At 37.8% G+C, this 17,158-nt stretch carries 15 protein-coding genes and 1 riboswitch; of the genes, 4 read left to right on the top strand and 11 right to left on the bottom strand.

Going from position 1 to position 17,158, the window contains the following annotated elements:
- Positions 1–292: 292 nt before the first annotated feature.
- Together B3D98_RS14730 and glnA are read right to left on the bottom strand one after the other, a co-directional pair.
- Positions 293–487: a hypothetical protein gene (locus B3D98_RS14730; RefSeq protein ID WP_048391275.1), complete on the bottom strand. Its 195-nt coding sequence runs from the start codon at positions 485–487 to the stop codon at positions 293–295.
- 85 nt (positions 488–572) lie between these two features.
- Entirely contained in the window at positions 573–1,907 is a 1,335-nt protein-coding gene (gene glnA, locus B3D98_RS14725) for a type I glutamate--ammonia ligase (protein WP_048391277.1), read from the bottom strand.
- Positions 1,908–2,492: 585 nt separating this feature from the next.
- On the opposite strand from glnA, the gene B3D98_RS14720 reads away from it, so the two are divergent.
- The 4 genes from B3D98_RS14720 to B3D98_RS14705 are packed head-to-tail and all read left to right on the top strand — an operon-like array spanning position 2,493 to position 6,202.
- On the top strand, positions 2,493–3,626 hold the full coding sequence (locus B3D98_RS14720) for a response regulator (RefSeq protein WP_048391278.1): 1,134 nt from the start codon (positions 2,493–2,495) through the stop codon (positions 3,624–3,626).
- 6 nt (positions 3,627–3,632) lie between these two features.
- Positions 3,633–4,052 (top strand): ATP-binding protein, encoded by a 420-nt coding sequence (locus tag B3D98_RS14715; RefSeq protein ID WP_054550610.1) that lies wholly within the window; start codon positions 3,633–3,635, stop codon positions 4,050–4,052.
- Between the two features lie 27 nt (positions 4,053–4,079).
- Positions 4,080–5,777, top strand: a complete 1,698-nt coding sequence (locus B3D98_RS14710; protein WP_288583866.1) for a methyl-accepting chemotaxis protein — start codon at positions 4,080–4,082, stop codon at positions 5,775–5,777.
- Positions 5,778–5,815: 38 nt separating this feature from the next.
- Positions 5,816–6,202 (top strand): STAS domain-containing protein, encoded by a 387-nt coding sequence (locus B3D98_RS14705; protein ID WP_009370722.1) that lies wholly within the window; start codon positions 5,816–5,818, stop codon positions 6,200–6,202.
- A 572-nt stretch (positions 6,203–6,774) separates the two neighbouring features.
- On the opposite strand, the gene B3D98_RS14700 is transcribed toward B3D98_RS14705, so the two are convergent.
- The 9 genes from B3D98_RS14700 to B3D98_RS14660 all read right to left on the bottom strand — a co-directional run.
- Positions 6,775–8,121, bottom strand: coding sequence for a sodium-dependent transporter (locus B3D98_RS14700; RefSeq protein WP_036080548.1), 1,347 nt, complete (start codon positions 8,119–8,121; stop codon positions 6,775–6,777).
- Positions 8,122–8,340: 219 nt separating this feature from the next.
- Positions 8,341–8,928: an ECF transporter S component gene (locus tag B3D98_RS14695; protein WP_036080135.1), complete on the bottom strand. Its 588-nt coding sequence runs from the start codon at positions 8,926–8,928 to the stop codon at positions 8,341–8,343.
- A gap of 216 nt (positions 8,929–9,144) precedes the next feature.
- Positions 9,145–9,330, bottom strand: a riboswitch (FMN riboswitch).
- A gap of 143 nt (positions 9,331–9,473) precedes the next feature.
- On the bottom strand, positions 9,474–10,763 hold the full coding sequence (locus tag B3D98_RS14690) for a hypothetical protein (RefSeq protein ID WP_054550609.1): 1,290 nt from the start codon (positions 10,761–10,763) through the stop codon (positions 9,474–9,476).
- Positions 10,760–11,293 carry an RNA polymerase sigma factor SigX gene (gene sigX, locus B3D98_RS14685; protein ID WP_009370717.1) on the bottom strand — a complete coding sequence of 178 codons (534 nt, stop codon included), beginning with the start codon at positions 11,291–11,293 and terminating at the stop codon, positions 10,760–10,762. Before sigX ends, B3D98_RS14690 begins: the two co-directional genes overlap by 4 nt.
- Positions 11,294–11,371: 78 nt before the next feature.
- Positions 11,372–13,147 carry an ATP-binding protein gene (locus B3D98_RS14680; protein WP_048391287.1) on the bottom strand — a complete coding sequence of 592 codons (1,776 nt, stop codon included), beginning with the start codon at positions 13,145–13,147 and terminating at the stop codon, positions 11,372–11,374.
- On the bottom strand, positions 13,140–13,856 hold the full coding sequence (locus B3D98_RS14675; RefSeq protein WP_004232215.1) for a response regulator transcription factor: 717 nt from the start codon (positions 13,854–13,856) through the stop codon (positions 13,140–13,142). Before B3D98_RS14675 ends, B3D98_RS14680 begins: the two co-directional genes overlap by 8 nt.
- Positions 13,857–13,970: 114 nt before the next feature.
- Entirely contained in the window at positions 13,971–15,152 is a 1,182-nt protein-coding gene (ccsB, locus tag B3D98_RS14670; RefSeq protein ID WP_048391290.1) for a c-type cytochrome biogenesis protein CcsB, read from the bottom strand.
- The gene (resB, locus tag B3D98_RS14665) at positions 15,149–16,825 is read right to left on the bottom strand and encodes a cytochrome c biogenesis protein ResB (protein WP_054550608.1); all 1,677 of its coding nucleotides are present in this window, start codon (positions 16,823–16,825) and stop codon (positions 15,149–15,151) included. Before resB ends, ccsB begins: the two co-directional genes overlap by 4 nt.
- 5 nt (positions 16,826–16,830) lie before the next feature.
- Positions 16,831–17,158, bottom strand: a 328-nt coding sequence (locus tag B3D98_RS14660; RefSeq protein ID WP_288583858.1) for a redoxin domain-containing protein, incomplete at its 5' end; no start/stop codon positions are given.

The raw sequence follows: 17,158 nt of genomic DNA, 5'->3' as shown, positions 1-17,158 counted from the left end.
CCCACTGTAAATATAAGAGAGGAGGTATTTTTTGTAAAATACCAAGGTGCTCCGGATAAAAAATAGGTCTTTCCATCAAGTGGTAAAATGGCAGTAGAAAACTTTGAGGCACTATGGATGTTCATTACTTTGAAACTGAACTGGTTAGGGAGAAAAATGATGATCCATGATCCAGATGAATTAATTTATGACAATCTAAGGAGGAAGAAACCCGATTACCATTAACCTTCCCCAACAATCGAGTTTATCTTTTATTAAAAAAAGTCACGTCTCATCGACATGACCCCTCTTGTTAAATAGTGTAATTGTTTTGCTGATAAATAATTAAAGCAGAATGGATGACCGTCTGCTCTCCAATAAAGAGCGTATTGTATTTGATATCAAGTATGAAAAAGCCTTTTAAATCTACTAAAGCACGGTTAATATCAAGTTCAAATTGCACAATATCATTGTTTTGAATTGTCACAACTTGAGTTATCTGTGTCATCGTTCACACTCCTTTAATCTTATGATAGAGCAAAAAGAAGTACATGTCACATAAAAAAGTTGGAGCTAAAAAAGCCCCAACACCTTTAGTACATCGTTAAATATTCCTCACGCTCCCAGTTATGGACACGTGTGCGATATTTATTCCATTCAATTTCTTTGGCAGCTGTAAATTTATCATAAATATGGTCACCCAATGCATCACGAACAATGGTATCCATCTCTAATTCAATTAGCGCAAATTCTAATGAGGATGGTAAACTATCAATCCCGTTCAACTCCCGATCTGCTGCTGTCATTTTATAAATATTACGGTCTACCGCGGCTGGTGGTGTTAAATCTTTTCGTATACCATCCAGCCCAGATGCTAGAATAACAGCCATTGCTAAATAAGGGTTTGCTGCTGGATCAACTGAGCGCAATTCAATTCGTGTAGATAAGCCACGTGCTGCTGGAATGCGAATTAATGGTGAGCGGTTTTGAGCAGACCACGCTACATAGCAAGGGGCTTCATAGCCAGGTACTAATCGTTTATAGGAATTGACAAGTGGATTCGTGATAGCTGTAAAACCATGCACATGCTTCATAATTCCTGCCATAAAGCTACGTGCGGTTGCGCTTAATTGCAAGTCTGCATGTTCATCATAGAAGGCATTTTTATCACCTTCAAATAAGGAGAGATTAAAATGCATTCCTGAGCCATTGACCCCAAATAGTGGCTTTGGCATAAATGTTGCGTGGAGACCATGCTGTGCAGCAATGGTTTTTACCACCAGTTTAAATGTTTGGATATTGTCACATGCCTCAATAGCACTCGCATACTTAAAGTCGATTTCATGCTGGCCTGGTGCTACTTCATGATGAGACGCTTCAATTTCAAAGCCCATCCCCTCTAGCTCTAAAACAATATCACGACGACAGTTCTCTCCCAAATCAGTTGGCGCTAAATCAAAATAGCCTCCACTATCATTTAATTCCAGTGTCGGATGCCCTTTTTCATCCAACTTGAATAGGAAAAATTCAGGCTCTGGCCCTAAATTAAACGACGTAAAGCCCAGCTCCTCCATTTCCTTCAATACTCGTTTTAAATTGGAGCGTGGATCTCCTTCAAACGGTGTACCATCTGGTCTTGCAATATCACATATAAAGCGAGCTACTTTCCCCTTTTCAGCAGTCCAAGGAAAAATCACAAAGGTATTGATATCTGGCTTTAAATACATATCTGATTCTTCAATACGCACAAAACCTTCGATTGAAGAGCCGTCAAACATAACTTTATTATCTAGCGCTTTTTCTAATTGACTGACAGGAACTTCCACATTTTTGATTGTCCCTAAGATATCTGTAAATTGTAGGCGAATAAATTTCACATTTTCTTCCTTCACTCGGCGTATAATATCTTCTTTGGTATAATGTTTCATTCTTCACCACTCCAATGTAATTTTAATTAACACGTTTTTTATAACTGCTCTAAAAATACATTAAATTTGAAGAATAAGCAATATGTATGTAAGGTTTTATGACATGCTTTTTATCGAATATATTAATCCTTATTTTAGATTAATTTTTCTTACCACATTTCCATCTCAAATAGCGATCTTTCATCTTTAAAAAAGGGCAAAATTACTACTTTCTACAAAAGGCCTTTAGTCTTACAAAAATTCTTCGTCACTCTAAAAATGAACAGTCTAGTATCATGACTAGAGACGAAGTATTCACTACTTCCCCATGCATTAATTGTAGATATATCAAGAACATCGTTAAAAAGATAACCCGTGAACCCTATCCAAGAACCAAGATGTCAAAAATCCTATTGATTAAGTTTTACTTTATATCACAAAAGCCTTGTATAATGCGATATTTATTGGTAAATTTATAGCAAATTAGAATTTTAATTTATTCATATTATCAGTAAATACGGAGTATATAATTATGGTTAGAAATCATTATGTTGGCTTCCAGGAAATATTTAGTTATAGATACATAAGGCGGTGAATTAAGTAGGCATGTCAGTATTAATTATTGGCAGCGTAAGTAATGATGTGCTACGTCTGCAAAAGTATTTTCATCGTATCAGCATCCCCAATATTTATTGCTTTTCAACAACGGAAGCAGCAATGAACTATTTAGTAGATTCAGCTTTGAAAGATGAGCTGGAATTAATCGTACTTGACACGAAAATGACACTCAGCAATTGCGAGGAAATTTGTCAGCACATTCATGTACTTAAAAATTGGATAGATGTCCCTATCCTTCTATCTACTACCTACGAAAAAAACATAACAATCGATAGGGTTTTTGAAGCAGGCATTTTCGACTTTATTTTAAAGCCGTTTGATTTTACTCATTTTAAGACTCGAATTCAAGTAGCCTTAAAATATCAGAGGGAAGCCAAGCTTCGAAAGCAGCAAGAAAGTATGATTCAAAAAGATTTATTTGTTGCAAAAAAATTCCAAAAGAACGCACTATCTCCTCCATTAAATCTTGAGCAAATACAGGTTGATGGTCTTTACGTAACATCCAATACACTAGGAGGTGACATGTACTGCTGGTTTAAGATTAATGACCATTTAACCGCCATTCTTCTGTACGATGCAATGGGGCATGGCATAGCTGCATCACTCGTTACTATGTCCATCAGATCATTATTAAAAGGAATGATTACTAAGTTAATTGATCCAGTAGCCGTAATCCAAGAACTTAACCGCCAAATTTACGAGCTATTTTCTGATGAGGATATGGACCGTTTTTTAATGACAGCAATCTACATACTTCTAGATACAAAAAACGGCACTTTGCACTATGTGAATGCGGCTCACCCTTCTGGTTTTTTATTTGGAAAATTTGGAGAAACAGTCTTCCTCCCAGCGAATACGCCTATCCTCGGACTATTCCCTACTATTCAAATAAATAAAAAAACAATACCTTTATCAGGCTGGCATCGTATTATTCTTTATACGGATGGATTATTAACATTGAACGAGCAAAACTCAATTGATATGGACTTTTTCTACGCCTATGCTTCACAGGATAACAGCTATGCACTACAAAAGTTTTCTCAAAAGTACAATTTATTTGATAATGATTACAGCGATGACATCACAGTCGTTTCAATAACAATTACATTAAAGGGTAGGTGATTGAAGATGGAATTCACACTCAATGTAAATCCTGATACACAAGCTATAGCCTTTATTGATCAAGTAATGGAGAATTATACAGAGATATATAATCTACCTTATAAACGAGAGTTAAGATTTGTTGTTCATGAACTAGTCATCAATGCCGTAGAGGCTATGGGAAAAATTAATACACCCGCTCAAAAGAAGATTCAAATACAAGTAACTCAATCAAACGAAGAGATAAAAATAACAGTCACTGACGAAGCAAAAGGCATTGACGAAAAGGACTGGGACAAAGTTCTTCAATTCGATTTAGACAAATTTGATTATGCTGATCGTGGACGCGGTTTATTTTTTGTCAAAAATATGGTCGACCATATTTGGTTCGAAAATATTTCTGAAACAAAATTTTTAGTTGGTATTTCCAAAAAGATTCATCTATAAAGTAAACGTAAAATTGGGGGCGTTTTAATGAAGTTATCTATACGAAAGAAAATGAATCTGCTTATATTTGGTTGTATTATTTTACTTACTTCCCTTTTAGCAGGAGTCAATTTTTTTGTTGCCAAGAACAATCTATTAGAAAGTGCTGATACAAAGCTTTTATCAGATATACAGTTGAGCTATGAATATTTAGACGCTAAATATCCTGGTGAATGGTCCATTAAAAACAACCAACTCTATAAGGGCGATATCAATATGGTAGAAAACTTTGAGGTAGCTGATAAAGTTGGAGAACTCACAAACGGGAATGCTGTATCCATCTTTCAAAACGATACGCGTATAAGTACCAATATAGTGGATAATGGTGAACGCGCTTTAAATACAAAGGTTTCTGACGAGGTTGCTACTGTTGTACTAGGAGAAAAAAAGCGCTTTATCGGTTCTGCCAATGTCTTAGGAAGTTTGCATCAAGCAGCCTATGATCCGATTGTAAATAGTCAAGGCAAGGTTATCGGTGTATGGGCAACCGCTGTCCCTACCGCTCCTTATATAAGCATTGCCACAAAATCAGCACTGGAGAATGTAGCGATTTCCTTAGTGATCGCCATTGTAATGATCGGAGGAATTAGTTGGTTCTTACAAAAGCAAATTGTTAATCCTATTAACATTCTAAGTACCAATGCCAAGGAACTAGCAGAACTAAATTTAAATGTTAAACTGTTAAACCCTAAAGGCAAAGATGAAATCGCTGAATTAGCACGCGCATTTAGTAGTATGAAAAATCATTTAACAGAGACGATAAAAATTGTGGCTGGTAGTGCACATCAAATTGCAAAGTCATCACACACTTTGGCAGAATCATCACATCAAACAAGTGAAGCATCTAATCAGATCGCACTAACAATGAATGAAATCGCCGTTGGTACTACCACTCAATCTGATCAGGCTGAACGAATAGTTTCAATGATGCAAAAAACGCTTGAGGAAGTATCAAAGAGCTTACAAAAGGCTGAAATCACTTTAAATAGCGCTATCGAATCCACTCATATCGCACGTAAAGGAGAAGAAGCCATCAATGAAGCGATTATGCATCTAAGTGATGTTACGAAAACAGTGTCTTATGCAACAGATTCTATCCAAAAATTAGGCAAGCGCTCTGAAGAAATTGGTGGTATTATTACCGTTATCACTGGCATCGCAGAACAAACGAATCTGTTAGCACTCAATGCGGCCATCGAGGCAGCACGAGCAGGTGATCAAGGGAAAGGTTTTGCTGTCGTTGCATCAGAGGTTCGTCAATTAGCTGAACAGTCAAGTTTAGCAGCTGGACAAATTACTAATCTTATTAATGATATCCAAGCGGAAACATCTGTGACCGTACGAACAATGGAAAGTAATTTACTAGCTGTCGAGGAGCAAGTAACGATCATCAATAAAGGCGGAAGTGCCTTAAAAGAAATCGTGGAGAAAGTTGTCGAAACTGAAGAAGGTGTCGAACAAATGAAAGTGGCATTTACACATGTTAACGACAACTCCCTAGATGTGCAACAAGCCATTCAAGATATTTCTCGCATCATCGAGGACGCTGCAGCAGCTACAGAAGAGATTGCCGCAACCTCAGAAGAGCAATATGCGACTGTTGCCGAAATTACACAAAGCTCAGATGAGTTATCATCAATTGCTGATAAATTACAAAATGAAGTGAATAAATTTAAGTTTGAATAAATCCCCAAACAAGAAAAGAAAAATGGAGGCGCTATAGGATGAATCAGAAGAAAATTGCAATGAATATTGACACAAAGGCTGATTATATTGTGATTGCGTTTACAGGCGATTTAGAATACGGGATGATTGAAGAAATAAAGTCAGAGCTGCAAACACTTAGCTTAGACACAAAACACGGATACATTATCGATATGCAAAGGGTAACAAATATTGATAGTACTGGATTCGGGATGATCGTTAATTTTGCTAAGAAGGTGTCTGTAAAAGATAAGAAAATCGCCATTATTGTCGTCGATGATTTCATTCGCAACTTATTCGCTATTTCACAGGTTGATAAAGTATTCCCTATTGCCGAAAGTGAAGAACAAGCAAGGAAGATTATTAAAGAAGATTGGCTAGGTGAGCTATCACTTAACGATTATTAATCTTTATAATTATAATGAAAAGGTGTATTCCTATTAGACGGAATACACCTTTTTATGTTGTTAAAAAAGAAGATGTTAACGGTAGAAATAGTAACTTTGCAAGGTGAGAGATTGATTTCCGTTCCGCCAGCGTCCTTTCCAGGGGGGGCGTCCGATGAGCCGCTAAATCCCATAGGAGTGACGCTATCAACCATTCTACAAAGTGTCTTTACCTCATAGTAGCATAGCGATCAAATCTACCCATTATTTGTATTCTTAGAGGGGATAGGCTCTTATTTTCAATGCGGTGAAGTACTGAGTGACAACACCTCTTCATAAAGAGTAATGAACTCCTTTACTTTATTTGAAAACCTTTGCTAAAAAGATTGAGATTTTTTGGGTTGGTGCGGAAGGCTTCTTGACTCCCGTGGGATAGCGAGACAGGTGAGCCCCTACACGGAGGAAGCTGCTGGCACTCGCCCACAGGAAAGCAAGTAGCCTTGCAATAGAAATCCATTTCTACCTTTCTATTGACTGTTATGTTTTTAACACTAAGAGAAGGTATTTTTCCTATGGCGGAATATACCTTTTCTTTAATACTGCAGTAGCATATTAACAAACACAACTAGAATGATAATCGGTACAACAACTAGCATTAACATACGATATGTCGAATAATAGCCTTGTCCCATTTGACTACCCGTTAGCAATTCTCTCTTCACAAATTCTTTATCCACTACATAGGCAATAAAAATAGCAATGAATAAATTCCCTAGCGGAAGCATGATATTCGACACTAAAAAATCGGTTGCATCAAAGATACTTTTCTCAAAAATCATTATATCCGATAAAACACTCGAAGAAAGCGCTGCTGGAATAGCTGCAATAAATACGACTATACCAAGTAAAAGTGTCCACATTGGACGGGATTTCTGACTATGCTCCATAAATGCCGCGACGATAATCTCATATAAACTAAATGATGACGTTAATGTAGCAAATAAAAATAGCAATAAAAACATGGCTAAAAACACTTCACCAAATGGCATTTGACTAAATGCTGTTGGTAGCACCATAAATAGCAAACCTGGACCCGCTGCAGGCTCTAAATCAAAGGCGAACACAACAGGGAAAATCGCTAAACCTGCTAAAAATGAAACAAGCACGGTTAACAGCACTACAGAACCCGCTGAATTCGGAAGACTGACATCTTTTTTTAGATAAGAGCTATATGTAACTAGACAAGAAAAACCTACTGCTAACCCAAAGAATGATTGCCCTAAGGCTTCTAATAATGCCTTACCCGTAATATTCGAGAAATCAGGCCATAAGAAGAATTTTACCCCTTCCATTGCCCCATCTAATGTAACTGCACGCACAACAAGGACAATGAACATTATGAAAAGTAACGGCATCATCCATTTATTGGCCTTTTCAATCCCATTTTGTACACCTAATGAAATCACAAGTACGTTGGCTAATGTAAACAACACTAGACCAACTAGCGTAATCCAAGGCGTGCCTATAATTTTTCCAAATAATTCAGCTGGATCTACTGCTGGATCAATTACCGCGCCAGCTACACCTAGCCCGCTATAAATAAAGATCCAACCTCCAACAACGCTATAAAAAGTTAATAATAAAAAACAGCCTAGCACGCCCATTCGACCAATCCAGGCCCATCCTGGCTTAGTTGGAGCAATTTTTTTATACGCTGTTACAGCCTCGGATTGTGTACCACGTCCTAAAACATACTCGGACAATAACATCGGTAGTCCTATTAACAAGGTAAATAACACAAAGATAAGGAAAAATGCTCCTCCACCACTTTGTCCTGTTACATAGGGAAGTTTCCAAATTGCCCCTAGTCCGATCGCCGCACCAGCTGACGCTAAAATAAAACCTAATTTACTAGACCATTGTCCTTTTTTTCCACTCATCTCTTCAAACTCCTCAAACATTCTAAACTCTTCTCTATTTTACATGAAAATATAGCTTTCGACTAGATTATAATTATAAAGTACTAGTTAGCTATTTTACTCCATTACTTTTTTCTATATTTATCCGTTAGTTTTGCCTTTCTTTTCTTCACACCTTTCCCTATCCATCATTCCTTCCAACAAAAAACCTCAGGTATGTTCACCCGAGGTTAGTAAAAATTATTTTGTTATATAGATAGAACGCTGGCGGTCGATCCACTTGCGCATAGTTGTAAATAAAAATGCCATAATAGCCGTTAATAAAATACCTTTCACAATGTTAAATGGTAAAATCCCAGCGATAATCATTTTATAAAGTGAGTCACCTACAACAGGTTCCATTCCTAAGAAGTATGTGTACATCGGTAAAAATACTGCGTAGTTTAAAATACTCATCCCTACTGCCATTACGACTGTTCCTGTCGCCAAACCTCCAACAAGACCAGCAATTGTTTTAAAGCGATTAAAAATAAGGCTTACAGGCAAAATAAATAAAATACCTGTTGCAAAGTTGGCAATATGACCTACTGGCACGCCTGTTGGCGTTCCAGAGAAAATCCAATCCAATACATTTTTAAATAATTCTACTAAAATACCAGCTACAGGCCCCATTGTGATGGCTGCTATTAATGCAGGCATATCACTAAAGTCGACTTCCAAGAATGCTGGGAATGGTGGAATTGGGAAATTAAAAAGCATTAATAAAAACGAAATACTGCTCAGCATGCCAATCGTAATAAACGATTGAAGTTTAACATTTTTCTTCATAGAAAACTCTCTCCTCTTTGCTGATTCAATCTCGCAAGAAGAAAGGTGACGATCTTTCAATTGTTAGCACGAAAAAACCCTTATGCATAAAGAGCACAAGGGAGAAAGGCATGACGAATAAGCGTCAATTTAAACTATTTTTGAGCACTGTTTAAAAAGCCATACAAAAAAGCGCTCGGTCATAGTTTATTTCATAACAATGAATGACGATCGTACCTCCATCTTCTCCCATCCAGACTTTAACTGTCGGCCTCGGAATCACACCAAGTCAGCCATGCAAATAAATTTGCACAGGTCGCGGGCTGAAGAGCGAAGCATAAACCATTCGAGTTAATGGAAACATTAACGGTTCACCACTCTATTACCGCCGGTCGGGATTTTCACCCTGCCCCGAAGATGAATCATATTATTTTATACTACAACCTTACTATAATTAATTATTAAGAAAAAGTAAATAGTTCTGCTTAAAAAATTCCGATTAGATTTGTAAGTATTGTAAAAATGGAGCATTCCATGTTACAGGAATGCTCCATTTTTGATTTTGACTAAGGCATATATTGTTTATTTGGCCCCACAGGCTTGGGCAAATACGTTTTTAAATCGAATCCTTCCCAGCTTTCTTGGACCACATTATCCAAGCGTAATTGTTGGTCAAAGCTAGCAGCAGTTAACATCATAGCTTCAATCAATTGGGTAGCGCGAATTGGCTCCATCGATGCTAAATCTAAGGGAATATCGAATGTTACGACTACACCTTCTGCTTCCTCTTTCACGGTATATGTTACATTTTCAGGAACCACTGTTACATAAACATCATCATTTTTGTTTTTCATTAGTGTAAGTGCTTCTGTAACATTAGCAAATGTTTGACGGAAATCTGGTGACAGGTATTCTGCCCCACTACCATCTTGGTATAAATAATAATTAAAATGCTTGGCGTTTGTTAATGACATGGCTTGACTTGGCTCACCCTCCTGAGAAAACTCATAAGGTGTGCCATCTTCATTTTGAATCTCAACTTCCGTATATTCAGAATCCGAGAAGGTATCCTCTAAAGTCCCTTTGTACTCATTAACGGTAGCTGATGCAACATCATAGTCATTGTCCTTTGGTAATACGTGGACAAGCTTGTCTTCCTTCTCCTTCAGTTCACCTTTAAAAGGATGATAATCCGTAAACCCTTTGGCTTCTTCATCTATTTGAGGAGCATATTTTTCATACATCTGTAGGGTAGAAGGCTTTTCTGTTCCAAAATCAGTTGCTACACGCTCATTTGGTATCACATATGTCATTGGAACACTTTCTGCATCGCGTCCTGCCAAACCAATACGGAAAATGACAGCATCTTTCACATCTTCCTCATAGACAGACGACCGTAAAGATAACATACGCTCATGCTCCGATACAATACTGGATTGAAGTGCCTCATCCTGGGTAGCTGCCTCTTTAGCAGAACGATCTTCCTGTAACGTAGAGTAATTAGCCGTTTCTGGCGTACTAGCTAGATCTTTTTGGCTAGCGTCATTATTATTCATGAACATGAAGCCAACGAGTACCGTTATCGCGAAAACTGCTGCTACACTCGTAAAAATCGGCATTTTTCGGAACTTAAATCGTGATGGTCGTTCATCTTGTATTAAAGATTTACTTTCTTGTTGTGCTTCTTCATTCTCTATAGGTTGTTGTATCGCTTCTTGTAGGTGACTATTATCCTGCAAGCGAGCATCTGCCATTAACCGATTTAATATTTCTTCTTTTGAACGGCGGTCAGAAAGCTTAGGGGCATTGTTCAAGACATGTTCAAGCTGTTCATCATCAAATGGCTTATGCGTCATTGCCGTTTCGCCTCCTGTTCTCTAATCGGCTGTAGCTGTTGCCTTAAAAATTTAATGGCTCGATGCTGGGTCGTTTTTACCTTAGCTTCTGTCCAATCTAGTATTTGCGCTGTTTCTGCAATCGATAAATCTTGAAAATAGCGCATAATAATGACCATTTTTTGGTCGCCTGTACAGTTTTCAAGTGCTGATTCCACCTGCATAAATTCATCACTGGCCTGTAGCATATCTTCCGGTGATGGCGTGGTTGAATGGAGCTGTTCCGTTTCCCAGTCAAAGAAATCATGTGAATGCTTTTGACGTACAGCTTGCTTTCTAAAATGATCAATTGCTACATTTTTAGCAATAGCAAATAGCCAAGTTTTCTCACTACTATTGCCTGCAAATTGATCGTATGAGCGCAACACTCGTACATAAACTTCATGTGCTAAATCTTCGGCAAGTGTACGGTTTTTTACTAAATATATTAAAAACTGAAACACGTCTTGGTGATATGCATCGTATAGTCGATGGAACACGGAGTCATTCAAAGCACTCCACCCCCGTTCTATAATATTTGTCGTCTTACATTCATAGAAGTTACAGCCAATTAATAGCAATACTTGTTATTAATCGAACGGTAAATAAAACGTGAAGGTTGTACCCTCTTTCAACACACTGTCTACCATAATATTACCTGAGTGTGCCTTCACAATATTTCTAGCAATGGCTAAGCCGAGACCAGTTCCACCCTTGGAACGAGTACGTGCCTTATCTGCTTTATAAAAACGTTCAAAGACATAGGGTAAGTCCTCTTGAGGGATGCCATGTCCTGTATCTTGAACAGATATTTTAGCAAATGTCGGCTCCTGCTCTACTTTTACAGTCACAGACCCTTCATCTGTATGTCTCAGGGCATTGTCAACTAAATTTGTAAGCACTTGTTCAATGCGATCCTCATCTATATTAATCATGGCCTCGTCATTAAATTCACTCTCAAACAGCAGACGAACGTGCTTTTCTTTTGCTACCTGTGCAAATTTTTGTGTAATACGTTCAAAAGTAGAATTAATTGGTAATTCATCTTTATAAAGCGTCATATGCCCTGATTCCATACGTGCCAAATCTAATAAATCTGTCACAAGGCGACCCATTCGCTTCGATTCATCATAAATAATTTTGGTAATCTCATTTCGCTCTTCCTGATCCTGAATAAAATCGTCATCCATTAATGCTTCTGAGTAACCTTGAAGCATGGCAATCGGTGTCCGAAGCTCATGAGAGACATTCGCAATAAAATCCGATCTTAGTTTTTCTAAGCGATGCTGTTCAGTCATATCACGAATAACAGCGACAGCACCACGTATCATTTCCCCACTATAAAGAGGACTAATGGTAAATGTATAATAGCTGCCATCCATTTCAATTTCCTCTTCTAGTTTATCCTCAAACATCAGCACATGATCAAGCATATGATACAGCTCTGGCGGAATAGGTTTTGCACTTTGTGAGCCTTTGTTGACAAACCACTTTTGCATCAGACGTTCGGCTGGTGGATTACTTAATAATATTGTACGATCCCGATTAAACGTAATCACTGCATCTGTCATAGATGTCAAAATATTAGAAAGCTGTTCGTTTTCTTGATTGATAACCTCTAAATTATGCTTTAATTGACGGCCCATTTGGTTGAAGGCAACGGCAAGCTGACCAATTTCGTCATTTTGGGTAGTAGGCATTTTCGCTTCAAAATTCCCTTTTGCAATTTCAAAAGCTAATTCACGCATTTTTCTTAATGGCGAAGTTATACGTGAAGAAAGGAAGAATGCGAAGAATGTCGTCAACACAAATGCTATGAAGGCTGCTAAAAAGACAATTTTCGTAGTTTCCTTAGACGTTTTATGTAGCGCATCTGGGCTTTGGTAGATGAAGACAGCTCCATGTACTGCATTTTCAACATTTAGGGGAAAACCAAGTACGACATAAGATTCCATTTTTTCTTGATCAGTTGAAGAAGGCATCATCATTTCTTTAATAATCGGCTCATCTGATTGAAACACTTCATGAAAAGATTTATTGGCTAATATAGTATCTTGTATTTCTTTTTTGTTGACACCCTCTTGCATCGCAAAGGACACTTCAACATGACTGATAGCGATCAATGCATTGGTTCCTGTAGGTAAAATATCTTTTAATAATTCAGAGGTAGATTCGGCTGTTTCATTGTCATCTACTATACTTGCTACCGTTGCTGCTGTTTGTCGCAATGAAATTTCTGCTTGCTGCATATGGTAATTTTGAAGAAATTCAAGCATTAATACCGTGAAAACAAATAATACAAATGAAACGAGAAGCAATATGGTTACCCATAGCTTCCCGACAACACTATTCCATATTCTATTCATTGACAACCTCAAATTTGTATCCAACGCCCCAAACCGTCACAATCATTTTAGCAGCGTTTTCAGAAACTCGGTTGAGCTTTTCACGTAAACGTTTTACATGTGTGTCTACTGTGCGTAAATCACCAAAGAAGTCATAATGCCATACCTCTTTTAGTAGTTGTTCACGGTCAAATACTTTGTCTGGCGATTTCGCTAAAAAGTACAGCAATTCATACTCTTTCGGTGTTAAATTAACCTCAATGCCTTCTGCAGTCACACGATGTGCATCATGGTCAATCATTAAGTGTTGGAACACCACTAAATCTTTTGAAGAAGATGCATTAGTCGTTGGTGAGAAAGCCTGTGAACGACGTAAAATAGCCTTCACACGTAACACAACCTCACGAGGACTAAATGGTTTTACGATATAGTCATCTGCACCAAGCTCAAAGCCTTGTACACGGTTCGCTTCTTCGCCTTTGGCAGTTAATAAAATAATTGGTGTTGCTGCGCGCTCTCGAATTTCTGCACACACTTCTAGCCCATCTTTTTCAGGCATCATAATATCAAGTAAAATACAGTGATACTCTTTTTCTAAAGATTTCTCGATCGCTTGTTCTCCATTTTCGGCCTCGTCAACAAGGTATCCTTCTCGCTCAAGATACATTTTTAATAAGCGGCGAATACGATCCTCGTCATCTACTACTAATACTGAAATATTTTCTGACACTTTCACGATCCCTCTCTTCCATCTTTCTCTAACTTCTATTGTACATGGTGTGACACATATTGAAAAGAAAAGAAAGCCTCTTCGCTACAGCGAAAAGGCTTGTTGCTTCACAGGTTACGCGTAGGAGTGTAAACCTGCAAGAATTAAGTTAACAGCAATTAGGTTGAATAAAATAATCCCAAAACCAATTAGTGCTAACCAAGCAGATTTTCGACCTTCCCAGCCTTTTGATAGACGTAAATGCAGGAATGCTGCATAGAATAACCATGTAATAAGAGCCCATACTTCTTTTGGATCCCAACCCCAGAAACGACTCCAAGCAATTTGTGCCCAAATCATCGCAAAGATTAAAGCACCAAGGGAGAATACAGGGAAACCAATCAGCACTGAACGATAACCAATTTCATCAAGTAATTGTAAATTGACACGTTTAACAAGTGGTTGGAAAATGGCACTAATTCGACGGCGAGCAATTAAACGAATTAATAAATACAACACAGATCCTACCAATAATGACCAAACAACGGTTGTTAATTTTTTAGCATTAATTAACGCTGGCATTTCTACTAATGGCGACATGCCATGTTCTTCTATCACTTCATATTCATTCATACCGAATACTGGAGGTAAATTGTAAATAATTTTACGAGTAGTACCTTCTTTATCCACATAATTATAGCTAGACTCATAATCCATAGCACTAAATGTAGATGTTACCGCGACAAATCCAACAACTACTACAAGACAGTACATGACGGCTTCTAACCAAAAACGTTGTTTAGAGGGCTTTGTTAAATCTACTACTTTTAACAAGTAAATAAGTCCTGCCACAGCACTAATGGCTAAAATAGATTGCCCTAATGCTGCTGTAATAACGTGAATTGTTAACCAATGACTTTGTAATGAAGGCACTAATGGACTTACTTCTTTCGGGAACATTGCTGCATAAGCAATAATCAAAAGTGCAACAGGCAGTGCCACTAATCCAAGTGCAGTCAAACGATAAATAAAATAAATTAAGATAAACGCGCCGACAATGAACATACCAAAGGCAGTTGTAAATTCAAACATATTACTTACTGGCGCATGTCCTGTATAAATCCAACGCGTAATAAAATAGCCAAGCTGTGATAGGAAACCAATAATAGTAACCACAATGGCAAGCTTGCCCCATTTGCCAGTATTTTTACCAGTAGCATTACCTTGCTTAATTGAACCACCAAATAATAATGTCGCTACTAGATAAGCAATAAACGCTACAAATAGTAAGTTTCCACTTAAGTCAATCAAACTCATAAGGTGTTGTCACCTTCCTTTTCTTTAATGCCACCAGTAGTGGACTCTTCGCCAGCCTCATCTTTCTCTAACTGATCTTTATACGGAGGCAATGCAGCAAATGTTGTAACAGCATCTAAATCCTTTTTCATGCTGAACATATTTTTGTTGACATGGGCAGCCATTAACACACGGCCGTCTGGTTCCACTTGAAGCCATAAACGACGATGATTCCAGTAAGAGCCAATGGCAACACCGATCATAAAGATGACCCCACCAACAAACAGAATAGGGATGGTACTATCTTTTCGCACCGTAATACCTGACATATCACGCATCTCTGCACTAGCAAATTTCATTCTGTATTTATTTTCACCCAGTGGTTCTAAAGGAGGCTGCATAATTTCAACAAAGCTTACTTCTCCTTCAGGAGTTTCTGGTGTAGTCATTTTAAATAAAAATGCAGGATTATTTGGAATAGACGTTTTAGTCTGAGGTTCTCCATTTTCAAATCCATCAAAATCAGGTGTATAGACAAGAATTTGAACGGATGAACCATTCCCTAAATCATATTCTTTTTTAGGATTTGTTAAATCAATCTCTACCTTACCTAATGATTTCTCTGTCGTCTTATTAATTAATTCAAAGTTCATCTGTTTTAATTCATTTAGACGATAATCCATCTGGTAAAGAGCAAAGCCATCTTCTTTCAAAGGATGGTTTACACGAATAGAATAGTCTTTTACTTTTTCTAGATTTTCCGTATCCCCAGGCAATGCGTCTTCAGGTTGCTTGTAAAGTGTAATATCGGTCTGGAAGTTTTTAGCCACTACATTCACACCCTGTTTAACTTGCTCACCTTGAGGTGTATTATCATGTGTTTCTAAAATAAAGTCACGGTTTTCAATGAAATAGCCTTCCATTCCAGTGATAGCTCGTGTTTCACCTTCACGCACCCATATCGATTCATCAACATAGAAGCCTGGAACTAGACGTAGCATGACCCCACCTAAAAAAATGATGAGACCTACATGGTTTATGTACGGACCGTAACGAGAAAAGCGTCCTTTTTCAGCTAAGAGAGCGCTACCATCTCGACGAACAGAATACTTCATCTCAGTCATTTTTTGAGCCACTTTATCAAGCGTTTCCTCCGCACTCGCTGACACTTGTCCTTCTGCAACAATGCGCTGGCGCTTCATAAAGCTTTCATGTCTTTTAACACGTTGATTCTTTAATGATTTATAAAGTGGAATGCCTCGGTCAAGACTTGCCACTATAATTGAAACTGCTAGCATACCAACTAAAATCTGGAACCACCATGAGCTATATAAATCCGAAAGCCCCAACGTATAATAGATTTTACCGAATGTACCATATACGTCTGCGTAATAAGCCCCCTTCTCCATATCAGAAGCTTTTACGTAAAACTCTTGCGGTAGTAATGTTCCGACTGAAGCAGCAATTAATGTGATAATAATTAAGGATATACCAACTTTAACACTTGAGAAGAAATTCCATATTTTATCAACAAATGATTTGTTATATGTTTTGGAGCGAATGGCCATACCATCATAGCGCATATCAACAACTTTATTTTGTTTTTCTTCTTCGGTTAAAGGACGACCACATTTTTCACAAAGCTTCGTGCCGTATGGATTACTATGACCACAAGCACAAATGATTTTTTCCATCGTCATTACTCCTTATTTGGCTTCACTAATTCCATGTACGAAGCAATATCTTTCTCCGTCATTTCACCTGTAATAATTTTGGCCACCTTGCCTTCTGGATCAATTAACACTGTTGCAGGTAATTGTCCTACATTATAAGCAGTCATAACACTTTTTGTTTTGTCGATAACTACTGGAAATGACAACCCATATCGATCGACAAAATTCTGTACTTCAAAATCTGTTTGAGCAATATTGACAGCTAATGTTTGTACACCGTGATCTTTAAATTCTTGATACTGATTGTCCATTGCGGGCATTTCCTTCTCACAAGGCTTACACCAAGTTCCCCAG

It is taken from the genome of Lysinibacillus sp. UBA5994 (assembly GCF_002429725.1).
In the GTDB taxonomy this organism is placed as follows: domain Bacteria; phylum Bacillota; class Bacilli; order Bacillales_A; family Planococcaceae; genus Lysinibacillus; species Lysinibacillus capsici.
Note: the sequence above shows the minus strand (reverse complement) of the source record. Positions and strands in the feature narration are given on the sequence as shown.

Coding starts and splice junctions, on each gene's coding strand:
- B3D98_RS14715 (WP_054550610.1), top strand. CDS start 3,633: ATGGAATTCACACTCAATGTAAATCCTGATACACAAGCTATAGCCTTT.
- B3D98_RS14680 (WP_048391287.1), bottom strand. CDS start 13,147: ATGAATAGAATATGGAATAGTGTTGTCGGGAAGCTATGGGTAACCATA.
- B3D98_RS14690 (WP_054550609.1), bottom strand. CDS start 10,763: ATGACGCATAAGCCATTTGATGATGAACAGCTTGAACATGTCTTGAAC.
- B3D98_RS14710 (WP_288583866.1), top strand. CDS start 4,080: ATGAAGTTATCTATACGAAAGAAAATGAATCTGCTTATATTTGGTTGT.
- B3D98_RS14720 (WP_048391278.1), top strand. CDS start 2,493: ATGTCAGTATTAATTATTGGCAGCGTAAGTAATGATGTGCTACGTCTG.
- ccsB (WP_048391290.1), bottom strand. CDS start 15,152: ATGAGTTTGATTGACTTAAGTGGAAACTTACTATTTGTAGCGTTTATT.
- glnA (WP_048391277.1), bottom strand. CDS start 1,907: ATGAAACATTATACCAAAGAAGATATTATACGCCGAGTGAAGGAAGAA.
- B3D98_RS14700 (WP_036080548.1), bottom strand. CDS start 8,121: ATGAGTGGAAAAAAAGGACAATGGTCTAGTAAATTAGGTTTTATTTTA.
- B3D98_RS14705 (WP_009370722.1), top strand. CDS start 5,816: ATGAATCAGAAGAAAATTGCAATGAATATTGACACAAAGGCTGATTAT.
- B3D98_RS14730 (WP_048391275.1), bottom strand. CDS start 487: ATGACACAGATAACTCAAGTTGTGACAATTCAAAACAATGATATTGTG.
- B3D98_RS14695 (WP_036080135.1), bottom strand. CDS start 8,928: ATGAAGAAAAATGTTAAACTTCAATCGTTTATTACGATTGGCATGCTG.
- resB (WP_054550608.1), bottom strand. CDS start 16,825: ATGGAAAAAATCATTTGTGCTTGTGGTCATAGTAATCCATACGGCACG.